Source organism: Pseudomonas sp. NPDC089918, assembly GCF_050280605.1.
Classification (GTDB): Bacteria; Pseudomonadota; Gammaproteobacteria; order Pseudomonadales; family Pseudomonadaceae; genus Aquipseudomonas.
In genome coordinates this window covers 1-13,583 of record NZ_JBNNVP010000056.1, presented here as the reverse complement: position 1 = coordinate 13,583, position 13,583 = coordinate 1, and the positions used below count along the sequence as shown (strand labels likewise).

Sequence of the window (13,583 nt, the reverse complement as noted above, 5' to 3'; positions counted from 1 at the left end):
GAGCTTTTGTGGCGAGGGGGCTTGTCGGAACGCCGCATCGCCCCGTTCGGCTGCGAAGCAGTCGTAAAACCGGTTAATGCGGTGTGCCCGACAAAATGAGGTGGCAGGGTTTGGGGCCGCTTCGCGACCCAACGGGGGCAAGCCCCCTCGCCACAGTTGATCACCTGTGCCTGAATGTCAGCATTCGCAACCAATGACCGCCGTTGTGGTGCGTGCAACCGCAACACTCAATTCAAACCCTTCATCCAGCCACCCAGTCACCCCGCCGATCATTTCCTTGACCGGGTAACCCAGCGCCGCCAGCTTCACCGCGGCCTTGTTGGCGCCGTTGCAGTGGGGCCCTGCGCAATAAACCACAAACAGCGTGGACTTTGAATAAGCCGCAAGGCCGTCAGCCGTGATCAGCCGTCCCGGGATGTTGATCGAGCCTGGCACATGTCCGCGTTCGAACGCCAACGGTCCGCGCACGTCGACCAGGACAAAATCCACCTCGCCGGCCTGTTGGCTGCCAAAGACGTCGGAACAATCGGTCTCGAAGGTCAGACGGCTGCTGAAATGCATCAGGGCGATGGCAGATGGGGCGGCGGGAATTTCGCGAACCAGGCTGGGCATGGGCTGTACTCCAAAATCTCGGTGGGTGTGGGAAGACTTTATCTGCCCTACGCTTGTCGCTACAGTGGCGCACAAGACACTCACCGGGAATTTTCCGCCAAATGCAGCCCACCCCTGGATTGGTCGCGATTCTGGCCTATGACGGCCTCTGCACTTTCGAATTCGGCATCGCCGTGGAGATCTTCGGCCTGGCGCGGCCGGAGTTCGATTTCCCTTGGTACGAGCATCGCATCGTTGCCGTCGACCAAGGGCCGATGCGTGCCATGGGCGGCATTCAGGTGCTGGCCGACGGCGGGATGGAACTGCTGGAAGAGGCGCGGACCATTATCATCCCCGGCTGGCGCGACCGCAGCGCGGCGGTGCCTGAACCCTTGCTCGCCGCCCTGCGCCAGGCCCATGCCCGGGGCGCGCGATTGCTGTCGATCTGTTCCGGGGTATTTGTACTGGCGGCCGCCGGTTTGCTTGACGGTCACGGCGCCACGACGCATTGGCGCTACACCGCGGAACTGGCCGAACGTTTTCCGGACATACAGGTGGACCCGGACGTGCTGTATGTCGATTCCGGGCAATTGATCACCTCGGCCGGCAGCGCCGCCGGCATTGATGCCTGCCTGCACCTGGTCGCGCGGGATTTCGGCACTCAGGTGGCCAACTCGGTGGCGCGGCGCTTGGTGATGTCGCCGCAACGCACCGGCGGCCAGGCGCAGTTCATTCCGTCACCGGTCAGCTCCACGCCACGCAGCGATCTGTCGCGGGTCATGCAGTGGGCGCGGGAACGTCTGCACGAACCGCTGGAAGTTCGCGACCTGGCCAGCGAAGCGGCCATGAGTGAACGCACGTTCCTGCGGCGGTTCACCGAAGCCAGCGGCCTGCCGCCCAAGGCATGGTTGCAGCATGAGCGCCTGGCCCGGGCCCGCGAATTGTTGGAGAGCACCCGCCAGAACACCGAGCAGATTGCCCAGCGCTGTGGGTATCGTTCGGTGGAGAGTTTCCGGGTGGCGTTTCGCAGCGTGGTCGGCGTGCCGCCGTCGGTGTATCGGGAGCGGTTTGGGCGTGAGGTAAAGGCGATTTTTTGAGGTGTTTTTGAGGGCCTCATCGCGAGCAGGCTCGCTCCCACAGTTGACCGAGTGGTCTGGACGGTCGCGGTCTAATGTGGGAGCGAGCCTGCTCGCGATGAGGCCAGTCCAGACACCAGTTTTCTCAAGGCTTGCGCAACAGATAGGTATCCATAATCCACCCATGCGCCAGCCGCGCCGCCTTACGCACCCGTTCAATCTCATCGGCGACATCCTTGAGCTTGCCACTGATCAGGATTTCATCCGGCGTCCCCAGGTAAGCCCCCCAGTAAATCTCCGTCTCCTGATCGGCCACCTGATGGTAGGCATCTTGCGCATCCAGCATCACCACCAGGCTGTCGGCATCACTCACCTGCCCCGCCGCCAACCGCCGGCCGGTGGTGATTTCAATCGAGCGCCCGATGCGATTCAGCGGCACCTTATGTTGCGCCGCCAACGCCTGCACGCTGGTGATTCCGGGAATTACCTCGAACTCGAACACACACCGGCCTGACGCCAGAATCGCCTGCAGAATCCGAATGGTGCTGTCGTACAACGCGGGATCGCCCCACACCAGAAAACCGCCGCACTGATTGTCAGTCATTTCCTCGTTGATCAACCGCTCGAAGGTCTGCTGCTTGGCGCGGTTCAGATCTTCGACGCTGGCCTTGTAGTCCACATCCCCGCGCTCCCGCTCCGGGCTGTGGGCTTCAACGAAGCGGTAGTCGCGATCGGTAATGTAGCGCTCACAGAGCTCGCGGCGCAGGTCGATCAGTTTGTCTTTGCTCTGGCCCTTGTCCATGAGGAAAAACACATCGACGCGGTTCAGCGCCTTCACCGCCTGCATCGTGATGTAGTCGGGGTTGCCGGCGCCGACACCGATGACCAGAAGTTTTTTCATCAATGTGTTCCCTCAGGGTCCGTGCCCATCAAGCGTAGTCGCCAGCGACCGTTGAACCGCAATTCGATGGCCGACAACGGTTCGACGTCGATCTGGTTGAACGCTACGCCCTGCAACACCTGCATCAGTGCGGCGCGGATGACAAAAGGATGGGTGATGGCAACGATATGCCCCGGCGTCGCCTCAAGGCTATTCAACCACGCAGCCACCCGTTCACCGAGTTGTGCCACCGATTCTCCACCGTGGGGTGCCGAGGTCGGGTCATTGAGCCAGGCCTGGAGCGTCTCGGGTTCGGATGTTTGCAGGTCGTCGATCGACGTGCCTTTCCAGCGTCCGAAATCGCAATCTGCCAGTGCCGTGACAATCTCCACGTCGTGGCCAAACAGCTCAGCGGTTTGCCGGGTCCGCAGTTCCGGGCCACAGAGCAAACGGGGGGTGCCCTTGAACTGGCGGCAACGCGAACCCTTCGCCGATTGCCAATCCATTTCCAACGGCTCATTCGTAGGAAAACGCGCCAATTTTTGTGCGACGGTTCGAGCGTGGCACATCAGGGTCAAGCGGGTCGCCTGCACGGAAGATCACTCTGTCGATAGGATGGAAAACGGCACGACGCCGCGAACAACCGGGTCATTGTGCCGCAAGAAGCGCGCACTCTGAACGCATTCCTCGTAGCAGCTGCCGAGCTCGCGTGGCTGCGATCGGCCCTGTAGGAGCTGTCGAGCCTGCGAGGCTGCGATCGGCTGCGCAGCAGTCGTAAAACCAGAAGTCGCGGTGTGTCAGGCAGACCGCGTCAACCCGATTCACAACTGATTCGCAGCCGATCGCAGGCTCGACAGCTCCTACAGTCTCCAATTTCCCCCAAGAAATGGCGATATCTCACACAACCATGGGCGATGTCCTACAAAGCCAGTCGACATCCGCGTAGCCCCCGGCGCACGGGGTTTTCGCCCCAATTTGGGGCTTTGAAAACCCGTGGAAAAATTCGCTAGACATGTAGCACCCGTTACATAAATACTGTTTTAGCAATTTATGAAACGAAACCGACACACCCATCCAGCAGGAGCCCGGATGCCCTCTCTCAGAGACCTGATCACCGATCCCGGCCTGGAACTTACGCCGTCGGAACGCAAAGTCATACGTGCCTTGCTGGATCAGTACCCGCGTAACGGGCTGGGCCCGATGTCACGTCTGGCCGAACATGCCGGTGTCAGCGACCCGACCATCGTGCGGCTGGTAAAGAAGCTTGGTTTCAGCGGTTATGCTGACTTTCAGGAAGCCTTGCTCAGCGACATGGATGACCGCTTGCGCTCTCCCAGTACCCTGTTGCAACCCCGCGCCCATCTCAATAAAGATGACCCTTGGGGTCATTATCTGGCGAACAGCCATCGGGCATTGGTTGAGACCCAGGCGCTGACCCAACCCGAAGATGTACGAATTCTCATCGAATGGCTGCTCGACACCCGCCATCAGATCCATTGTTATGGCGGCCGCTTCAGCAGCTTCCTCGCCAACTATTTGCTCAACCATCTGCGCCTGCTGCGGCCCGGCTGTTTTGCCCTGGAAGACAACGCGCAATTGCCGGACCGGCTGTTCGACGTGCAGCGTCAGGACGTGGTGCTGGTGTTCGATTATCGCCGCTACCAGTCCCAGGCCCTGCGGGTCGCCAATGCCGCGAAGAGCCGACATACGCGGGTCGTGCTGTTCACCGACATCTACGCGTCACCGCTACGAGAAATGGCCGACCTGATCATCAGTGCCCCGGTGGAATCGGCGTCGGCCTTCGACTCGATGGTTCCGGCGCTGGCTCAGGTTGAAGCACTGGTTGCCTGCCTGTCACTGCGCAGCCCCGATCTGGCCGATCGCCTGGAAGGCATCGATGCCCTGCGGAACGACTTCGACACTCACCTGCTGGAGGAAAAATAAGGATGTTCACGCTCCCCCACCACTCGCCCCGGGATTTGCCGTTTGCCACCGACCACACCGCACTGTTGCTGGTGGACATGCAGCGTGCCTGGCTTGAGCCGCAGTTCGACGCGCACCTCAACGGGCCGGATGCCGAATACTTTCTGACCCGCGCCCACATGCAAGTGGTGCCCAATCAACGCCGGCTGCTCAGTGCCTTTCGTAATGCACGACAAAACGTGCTGCACACGCTCATCGAAAGCCTCACCGCCGATGGTCGCGATCGTTCGCTGGATCACAAACTCTCGGACATGCACCTGCCCAAGGGCAGCCCGCAAGCGCGAATCATCGATGACCTGACGCCGATCGAAAACGAAATCGTGCTGCCCAAGACCTCTTCCGGGGTCTTCAATTCCACCAACATCGATTACGTGCTGCGCAACCTTGAAACCCGACACCTGATCATCGCCGGCATCGTCACCGACCAGTGCGTCGACATGGCCGTGCGTGACGCCGCCGACCGCGGTTACCTGGTGACGCTGGTCGAAGATGCCTGCGCCACTTACACCGAACAACGGCATTACGCCTGCCTGAATGCCATCAAGGGCTACTGCTGGATCACCGACACCCGGACCGTACTCGGCCGGTTGCAGGAGATGCAGCCATGAGCGAACGCCTGTCGCCATTACCCATGACCACCATCGTCACCACCGACCTGATCGGCGTGACGCGCGGCCGTTCCTTTCCCACGGACGAACTCGATGCCTATCAAGCGACGGGCTGCGGCTGGGTGCCGGCCAACAGCGCCTTGACCCCGCAAGACATCATCGCTTCCGCCAATCCATGGGGCGCTTATGGCGACTTGCGGCTGATCCCCGACATGAGCAGCCGTGTGACCGTCAACAACGGCCCGGACGCCAATGCCCCGGCGCTGGACTTCATTCACGGCGATATTCGCGAAACCGATGGCCGCCCGTGGGGCGCCTGCCCGCGTACGTTGTTGCACAACGAGGTGGAGCGTTATCGCAGCGAATTGGGACTGCAGATCAACGCCGCGTTCGAACATGAATTCAACCTCGGCAGCGGCGCGGCTGAGCATCTGGCGTTCTCTCTTGAGGCGCAGCGCCAGGGCGCCGAGTTCGGCGGCTGGTTGCTCAGTGCACTGCGTGCCGGCGGTGTGGAGCCGGAGATGTTCCTGCCGGAATATGGCAAGCACCAATACGAAATCACCTGCCGCCCCGCCCTCGGCGTCGCCGCCGCCGACCGCGCGGTGAACCTGCGAGAGATCACCCGTGAGATCGCCCGGCAAATGGGCCTGGACTTGAGTTTCGCGCCCAAGACCTCCGAGCAGGCGGTGTGCAATGGCGTGCATTTGCACGTGAGCCTGCAGAATCTGACCGGCCACCCGGTGATGTACGACGCAGGCACCAGCAACGGCCTGTCGACCCTCGGCCAGCATTGGGCCGCCGGCGTTCTGCATTATTTGCCGGCGCTCTGCGCCTTTACCGCGCCGACACCGGTGTCCTACGAACGCTTGCAGCCTCATCACTGGAGCGCTTCCTACGCCTGCCTCGGCCAACGCAACCGCGAAGCGGCGCTGCGGATTTGCCCGACCGTGAGCCTGGGCGGCAAAGCCGTGGCGGCGCAGTACAACCTGGAATTTCGCGCCATGGACGCCACCGCCTCGCCGCATCTGGCCATGGCCGCGTTGCTGATCGCCGGGCGCCTGGGCATCGAGCAGCACCTGGCCTTGAACGCGATCACCGATGAAGTCCCCGATTCCCTGAACGAAGAGCAACGCCAGGCGCGCGGCATCGTCGCCCTGCCCGCGTCCCTGTCCCAGGCCCTGGAATGCCTGCGCAACAGCGAGGCGCTGATCGAAGCCCTGCCGAGCGCCTTGCTGGGCACCTACTTCGCCCTTAAAACCGAGGAACTGAGGCTGACGGAACAGCTCTCGCCCGCCGAACTTTGTGAGCACTATGCGCGCCTGTACTGAATCCGCCGAACTGGGCCTCTATACCCAGCCCGCGTATACCCTGAGCCGGGAAGCCTCCGGGCACCCGCTGATTCTGGTGTGTGAACATGCCAGTCGTTTTATCCCGGCCGGGCTGAATGATCTGGGCTTGAGCCACGAGGCCGCTCGCGAACACATCGCCTGGGACATCGGCGCCCTGGCGCTGGCCGAGGGCTTGTCCCAAACACTGGGCGCCACCCTGTTGGCGGCCAATTATTCACGGCTGTTGGTCGACCTCAACCGCCCACGCCATGCCGCGGACAGCATTCCTTTGCAGAGCGAAATTTATCAGGTGCCGGGTAATCGGGATCTGGACGAGGCCACCCGCGATTATCGCCGACACTGCCTGTTCACGCCGTTTCATGCACGCCTGCAAACCTTGATCGACGCCCGTGTGGCGCAAGGTCGGCCGGTTCGCGTGGTGGGGATTCACAGTTTCACGCCGATATATTACGGCCAGCCACGAGCGCTGGAAGTCGGCGTGTTGTACGGACAGGCCGGGGAGTACGCCCAGCGAGTGATTGACGGGTTGAGTCGGCACCCCTTGAAAGTCGCGGGTAATCAGCCGTACAAGGTCGATCCGCTGGGTGACATGACCGTGCCGGTTCACGGCGATGCACGAGGGCTGGACTCGGTACTGATCGAGGTACGCAACGATCTGCTGCGCACGCCCGAGGACGTCGGTCGCTGGACCGATTATCTGGCGCCACTGCTGTAGAGCAATAGCTTCAAACTCGCAGCGTGCAGCTGCTTTCAAATCAAGGAGAAGGGCTTCATGGAAATAGAAGAATTCGGCTACAAGCAAGAGTTGAAACGTAGCCTGTCGCTGACGGACCTGGTGGTGTACGGGATGATCTTCATGATCCCCATCGCCCCGTTCGGCGTCTATGGTTACGTCAACGCCGAAGCCCCGGGGATGGTGCCGCTGGCCTACATCATCGGCATGGTGGCGATGCTGTTCACCGCCCTCAGTTACGGCAGCATGGCCCGGGCCTTTCCGATTGCGGGCTCCGTGTATTCCTACGCACAACGCGGCCTCAACCCGCATGTCGGGTTTATCGCCGGTTGGCTGATGCTGCTCGATTATTTGCTGATTCCGCCGCTGCTCTACGTCTACGCGGCGATGGCGCTGAATCATTTGTACCCGGATATCCCGAAAGTCGGCTTCATTCTGGCCTTTCTGGTCAGCGCCACCTTCGTCAACCTGCGGGGCATTACCTTCACCGCGCGGATGAACATCGTCTTTCTACTGGCGCAACTGGTGGTGCTGGGGATCTTCCTGTTCTACGCCTGGAATGCCCTGCACAGCGGCGGCGGTAATGGTCAACTGACCCTGGCGCCGCTGTACAACCCCGAGACCTTCAACTTCGCCTTGCTGATGCAAGCGGTGTCGATTGCCGTGCTGTCGTTCCTCGGTTTCGATGCGATTTCCACCCTCGCCGAAGAGATCAAGGGCGACCCTGGCCGCAGCGTCGGCAAAGCTGCGCTGATCACATTGCTGGTGATGGGCGTGATCTTCGTCGTGCAGACCTGGATTGCCACGGATCTGGCCGCCGGCCTGGGCTTCAAGTCCGCCGACACTGCGTTCTATGAAATTGCCGAAATCGCCGCCGGCAGCTGGCTGGCAACCTTGACCGCCGTGGCCACCGCCCTGGCTTGGGGCGTAGCCGTCGCGATCACCTCGCAAGCGGCGGTTTCGCGCCTGCTGTTCGGCATGGCCCGGGACGGCAAACTGCCGAAAGTGCTGGCCAAGGTGCACCCGAAACACAACACGCCGTACTTGAGCATCTATCTGGTGGCGGTGCTGTCGCTGGTGATCTGCTACCTGTTCATCAACTCGGTGGACACCCTCACCTCCCTGGTGAACTTCGGCGCCCTGAGCGGCTTCATGTTGCTGCACCTGACCGTCATCAACTATTACTGGCGTCGGCAGAAGTCCGGCCAGGTGATCCGTCACCTGATCTGCCCGGTAATCGGCTTCATCATCGTCGCGGCCATCATGTACAACATGGGCGTCGATGCACAGAAACTCGGCCTGATCTGGATTGCCTTGGGGCTGGTCTATCTATTCTTCCTCAACAAACTGGGTGCCAGCACGGCGCTGCCTGATCCGAGCACCGACCCAAGCAATGGCTGACAAGAAAAAGGGCAGCGTCTGACATGAATTCAGGCGACTGCCGATTTCAAGCGTGGAAACCGACAGTGATAGTCAGGTTCGGTGCAAATCGCCGAACCCTTTGATACAGGAGTACATCCATGCTGGTCTTACGCCCGGTGGAGTTAACCGACCTGCCCCAGTTGCAGCAACTGGCGCGCGACAGTCTGGTGGGGGTCACGTCCTTGCCGGACGACACCGAACGCCTGCGCGAGAAGATTCTCGCCTCCTGCGCTTCGTTCGAAAAAGACGTCCAGGGGCCTGGTCCGGAGAACTATTTCTTCGTGCTGGAAAATCTCACGACTCGCCATCTTGTCGGCTGCTCGGAAATCCTCGCCACCGCAGGGTTCAACGAGCCGTTCTACAGTTTGCGCAACCGCCATTTCACCAGCGCCTCACGGGAGCTGAACATCGAGCACGGGGTGCCGGCGCTGTCGTTGTGCCACGACCTCAGTGGCCATACGTTGCTGCGCGGTTTCCATATCGACGCAGCACTGGAACGCACGCGGTTTTCCGAATTACTGTCCCGGGCGCGGCTGCTGTTCATCGCCGCCCACACGGCGCGCTTTGCCGAAGCGGTGATCACCGAAATCGTTGGCTACAGCGACGAACAGGGCCAGTCACCGTTCTGGGATGCGCTGGGCAAGCATTTCTTCGACCTGCCGTACGTTGAGGCCGAACGGCTTTGCGGTCTGCAGAGCCGGACGTTTCTCGCCGAACTGATGCCGCAATACCCGATTTACGTGCCGATGCTGCCGCCAGCGGCACAGGCCTGTATCGGCCGGATTCATCCTGACGGTCAAGAGGCCTTCGACATTCTTGAACGCGAAGGCTTCGAGACCAACAGCTACATCGACCTGTTCGACGCTGGCCCGACGCTGTACGCACGCACCTCGAGCATTCGCTCCATCGCCCAGAGCCAGATCGGCACGGTGCATCCTGACTCAGCCATCGATGCGCGCGGCAGTTACTTGGTGAGCAACGATTCGTTGAAGGACTACCGCGCAATCGTTGCCGAACTGGACTACCACGCCGGGCAACCCGTGGCCTTGAGCGCCGAGATGTGCGCGGCCCTGAATGTGACCGACACCAGCGCAATCCGGTTGATCGCCCTGTGAGCCGCCACCGGCCCCGTGCCCAACGACAGCGCCCGAACAAGCGCGAAGAAGGAGTTGCATCATGATTGTCCGCCCGGTTCAAGTCACCGACCTGCCCGCCTTGCTTGATCTGGTGCAACGGGCCGGCCCCGGGTTCACCACCCTGCCGGCCAGTGAAGAGCGCCTGACCCACCGTGTACGCTGGGCCCAGCGCACCTTTGCCGAACAGGTCGAGCGTGCGGACGCCGATTACCTGTTCGTGCTTGAGGACGACGATCAACAAGTGGTCGGCGTCAGTGCCCTGGTGGGGGCTGTCGGCCTGCGGGAGCCCTGGTACAACTACCGGGTGGGGCTCACGGTCAGCTCCTCGCCGGACCTGGGTATTGCGCGCCAGATCCCTACGTTGTTCCTGAACAACGAAATGACCGGCCAATCGGAAATCTGTTCGCTGTTTCTGCGACACGATCAACGTCATGGCAATAATGGTCGACTGCTGTCGCTGGGGCGCCTGCTGTTCGTTGCCGAGTTCCCCCATCTGTTCGGCGACAAGCTTATCGCCGAACTGCGCGGCAGTGCCGACGAACAAGGCTGCTCACCGTTCTGGGACAGCCTGGGTCGGCACTTTTTCAAGATGGATTTCAGCCATGCCGATCACTTGTCGGGGCTTGGCAGCAAAGCATTCATCGCCGAACTGATGCCGCGCCAGCCGCTCTACACCTGCCTGCTCACCGAACAGGCGCAGGCGGTGATCGGCAAGCCGCACCCGAACACCGAACCTGCACTGAAGATCCTCACCGCCGAGGGATTTGCTCATAAGGGTTACATCGACATCTTCGACGCCGGCCCGGTGATCGAAGCCCCGGTATCGAGAATCCGCACGGTGCGTGACAGCCAACGCTTGGAGCTGGCCATCGGCACGCCCGACGACCAGGCGCCAATATGGTTGATCCACAACCGCCGCCTGGAAAACTGCCGCATCACCACTGCCCAGGCGCGGCTGGTCGGCAACAGCCTGATCGTCGACCGACTCACTGCCAAACGCCTGCAACTGCAACCCGGCAACTCGGTGCGTGCCGTGCCGCTGCGCAACCGACAGCAGCAGGCGGTGGCGGCGTGATCGGAAAAAAATCGCAGCCTTCGGCAGCGCCTACATCATTCTTCACCCGTCCGCATCGATCGTTGAACATCCTGTAGGAGCTGCCGCAGGCTGCGATCCTTTGATCTTGCATCCCTTGGCCGACAAATTCGTCATCATTCTTTACCCTTCCCCGTGATAGCCTTTTGTTCCTTCGGCGTTGACACTTTTGCTCAAGCCCTTCCATTCCTTTGTATTGGTGGAACTCATATGTCCAGGCTGTCTCATCAAGATTTGCGCCGTAATTTCCGCCAACTGTTCGCCTCCAACGCCTGCTATCACACCGCGTCGGTCTTCGACCCGATGTCGGCACGCATTGCCGCTGATCTGGGTTTTGAAGTGGGGATCCTCGGTGGTTCGGTCGCGTCGTTGCAGGTGTTGGGCGCCCCCGACTTTGCCTTGATTACTCTGAGCGAGTTCGCCGAGCAGGCTACCCGCATCGGCCGTGTGGCCCAATTGCCGGTGATCGCCGACGCTGACCACGGCTATGGCAACGCGCTCAACGTCATGCGCACCATCGTCGAACTCGAACGCGCCGGCGTGGCCGCGCTGACCATTGAAGACACCCTGTTGCCGGCGCAATTCGGCCGCAAGTCCACCGACCTGATCACGGTTGCCGAAGGTGTCGGCAAGATTCGCGCGGCGCTCGAAGCCCGGGTCGACTCGGAAATGGCGATCATTGCGCGGACCAATGCCGGGATCCTGCCGGTTCAGGAGATCATCAGCCGCACCAAGCAATACCAACAGGCCGGGGCGGACGGGATTTGTATGGTGGGCGTGCGGGACTTCGACCACCTCGAACAAATCGCCGAGCACCTGAGCGTACCGCTGATGCTGGTCACCTATGGCAACCCGTTGCTGCGCGACGACAATCGCCTGGCCGAACTGGGTGTGCGCGTCACCATCGACGGGCATGGTGCGTACTTCGCGGCGATCAAGGCGACTTATGACAGCCTGCGCGAACAACGCCAGATCTTCACCCAGGCATCGGATCTGAGCGCGACTGAACTGACGCATACGTACACGCAGCCTGAGGAATACATCGTTTGGGCGAAGGAATATATGAGCGTCAAAGAGTGAGGGTTCGGCGGAAATGATGGTGTGACATCTGGCCCCTGTGGCGAGGGGGCTTGCCCCCGTTGGGGCGCGAAGCGGCCCCTGCATTCTTTCAGCCCCACCGAGTCGTCTGGATTACGACTGCTGCGCAGCCGAACGGGGGCAAGCCCCCTCGCCACAGGGAGCCGGCCCCACATCAAGGAATGATCTGGCCGATTACTTCCTGGTCAATTCCATAATCATCCGCGACAGCAGATAAATCCGTGGCGCCACGCTCTCGACCTCGGCGTATTCCTCGGGGGTATGGATATTGCCGCCGACAATCCCGAACCCATCCAGCGTCGGCGTACCCACCCCGGCCGAGAGGCTGGCATCCGCCGCCCCGCCGCTGCCTTCTTCCGTCAGCTTACGGCCAATTTCGCCGTAAATCCCCTGGGCGATGGCCATCAAGCGATCCGACTCCGCCGTTTGCGGCATCGGTGGCAAGCCGCGTTTAAGGGTAGTGGTCACTTCAGTCTCGGGAATCAGCTTGTCCTTGGAGACTCGCGCCAGGTCCTTCTCGATCCGGTCGAACTCTTCCGGCACCGCTGCCCGCACGTCAGCCTTGGCGGTGGCCTGATCCGGAATCACGTTGGTGCGATCGCCAGCATTGAGCACGGTAAAGTTAATGGTGGTTTTCTTCTGCGCATCCCCCAGTTTGCCGAGTTGCAGGATCTGGTGCGCGGCTTCCATGGCCGCGTTACGTCCCAGTTCCGGCGCGACGCCAGCGTGAGATGCCTTGCCCTTGACCTCAACCACGGCGGTGGCGCTGCCTTTGCGCCATACCACCAAACCATCCGCCGGGCGGCCCGGTTCGAGGTTGAGTGTTACGTCGTGGGCCTTGGCGGTGTTCTTGATCAGATGGGTGGCGACGTCCGAGCCGGTTTCTTCGCTGGCGTCGAGCAGGAAGGTGATCTGCGCGTAATCCTTGAAATCAAGGTTTTTCAGGACCTTCAGTGCATAGATCCCGGCGACGATGCCGCCCTTGTCGTCCATCACGCCCGGCCCGTAGGCGCGGCCGTCCTTGATGTGGAACGGGCGCGCGGCGGCGGAGCCTTCCTTGAACACGGTGTCCATGTGCGCCATCAGCAGGATTTTCGCCGTGCCGGTGCCTTTGAGCGTGGCCAGCACATGGTTGCTCTTGTCCGGAGTGTTGGGCACGAGTTCGATAGTGGCACCGAGTTTCTTCAACTCTTCGATGGCGATGTCGCTCACCTGGGTCAGGCCCGGCTCATAACCGGAGCCGGAGTCAATGTTCACCAACCGTTCCAGCAGTTTCAGGGCTTCACCTTTGTACTGTTCGGCATCGGCGAGGACTTGTTTATGGGGTTCGGCGAAGGCTGTAGGGGTGAAGGCGCCGAGGGCGAGGGTCAGGCCAAGGCTGGTGGCCAGGAGGGAGCGAGAGCGTTTGAACGTCATGAATCGATCCTTGTTTCGTGTCGGGGTCGAAAATACCCTACCTGACTACGACGCAAGGCTCTACACCGGATGCGACACCTACAAACCTGAATGACCACACATCCCCTGTGGGAGATTCTATGGTTGAGGGGAAGCCCTCAACCCGTTTTCGCTTGGTATTCACTCTGCCCTTTCAGCAGTGCAAATACGACCCGTGCA

Annotated in this window: 13 protein-coding genes; 9 read left to right on the top strand and 4 right to left on the bottom strand. The window is 61.2% G+C overall.

Annotated elements, in window-relative coordinates:
* Positions 1-177: 177 nt before the first annotated feature.
* Positions 178-612 (bottom strand): rhodanese-like domain-containing protein, encoded by a 435-nt coding sequence (locus tag ACQKPC_RS27195; RefSeq protein ID WP_427627642.1) that lies wholly within the window; start codon positions 610-612, stop codon positions 178-180.
* Between the two features lie 101 nt (positions 613-713).
* Between ACQKPC_RS27195 and ftrA the strand changes: the two genes are divergently transcribed.
* Positions 714-1,688 (top strand): transcriptional regulator FtrA, encoded by a 975-nt coding sequence (gene ftrA / locus ACQKPC_RS27190; protein WP_427627640.1) that lies wholly within the window; start codon positions 714-716, stop codon positions 1,686-1,688.
* 124 nt (positions 1,689-1,812) lie between these two features.
* On the opposite strand, the gene cobF is transcribed toward ftrA, so the two are convergent.
* Complete coding sequence (gene cobF, locus ACQKPC_RS27185) at positions 1,813-2,568, bottom strand: precorrin-6A synthase (deacetylating) (protein WP_427627638.1); 756 nt, start codon at positions 2,566-2,568, stop codon at positions 1,813-1,815.
* Positions 2,568-3,140, bottom strand: a complete 573-nt coding sequence (locus tag ACQKPC_RS27180) for a histidine phosphatase family protein (protein ID WP_427627636.1) — start codon at positions 3,138-3,140, stop codon at positions 2,568-2,570. The genes cobF and ACQKPC_RS27180 overlap by 1 nt, the downstream gene beginning before the upstream one ends.
* Positions 3,141-3,636: 496 nt before the next feature.
* Here ACQKPC_RS27180 and ACQKPC_RS27175 point away from each other — a divergent pair, with 496 nt between their 5' ends.
* The 8 genes from ACQKPC_RS27175 to ACQKPC_RS27140 all read left to right on the top strand — a co-directional run bounded on the left by ACQKPC_RS27175 (position 3,637) and on the right by ACQKPC_RS27140 (position 11,951).
* A complete protein-coding gene (locus ACQKPC_RS27175; protein WP_427627634.1) occupies positions 3,637-4,491 on the top strand; it encodes a MurR/RpiR family transcriptional regulator in 855 nt (284 codons plus the stop codon).
* Between the two features lie 2 nt (positions 4,492-4,493).
* Complete coding sequence (locus ACQKPC_RS27170; RefSeq protein ID WP_008073253.1) at positions 4,494-5,138, top strand: isochorismatase family cysteine hydrolase; 645 nt, start codon at positions 4,494-4,496, stop codon at positions 5,136-5,138.
* Complete coding sequence (locus ACQKPC_RS27165) at positions 5,135-6,466, top strand: glutamine synthetase (RefSeq protein WP_427627632.1); 1,332 nt, start codon at positions 5,135-5,137, stop codon at positions 6,464-6,466. The genes ACQKPC_RS27170 and ACQKPC_RS27165 overlap by 4 nt, the downstream gene beginning before the upstream one ends.
* Positions 6,450-7,202, top strand: coding sequence for an N-formylglutamate amidohydrolase (locus ACQKPC_RS27160; RefSeq protein ID WP_427627630.1), 753 nt, complete (start codon positions 6,450-6,452; stop codon positions 7,200-7,202). Before ACQKPC_RS27165 ends, ACQKPC_RS27160 begins: the two co-directional genes overlap by 17 nt.
* A 57-nt stretch (positions 7,203-7,259) precedes the next feature.
* Positions 7,260-8,621, top strand: a complete 1,362-nt coding sequence (locus tag ACQKPC_RS27155; protein ID WP_008073256.1) for an APC family permease — start codon at positions 7,260-7,262, stop codon at positions 8,619-8,621.
* A gap of 119 nt (positions 8,622-8,740) precedes the next feature.
* Positions 8,741-9,757 carry an arginine N-succinyltransferase gene (locus tag ACQKPC_RS27150; RefSeq protein WP_427627628.1) on the top strand — a complete coding sequence of 339 codons (1,017 nt, stop codon included), beginning with the start codon at positions 8,741-8,743 and terminating at the stop codon, positions 9,755-9,757.
* A gap of 61 nt (positions 9,758-9,818) precedes the next feature.
* On the top strand, positions 9,819-10,853 hold the full coding sequence (gene astA, locus ACQKPC_RS27145) for an arginine N-succinyltransferase (protein WP_427627626.1): 1,035 nt from the start codon (positions 9,819-9,821) through the stop codon (positions 10,851-10,853).
* A gap of 228 nt (positions 10,854-11,081) precedes the next feature.
* Entirely contained in the window at positions 11,082-11,951 is an 870-nt protein-coding gene (locus ACQKPC_RS27140; protein ID WP_427627624.1) for an isocitrate lyase/PEP mutase family protein, read from the top strand.
* A gap of 192 nt (positions 11,952-12,143) precedes the next feature.
* Here ACQKPC_RS27140 and ACQKPC_RS27135 read toward each other — a convergent pair whose 3' ends face one another.
* Positions 12,144-13,385 (bottom strand): M20/M25/M40 family metallo-hydrolase, encoded by a 1,242-nt coding sequence (locus tag ACQKPC_RS27135; protein WP_427627622.1) that lies wholly within the window; start codon positions 13,383-13,385, stop codon positions 12,144-12,146.
* Between the last annotated feature and the right edge of the window lie 198 nt (positions 13,386-13,583).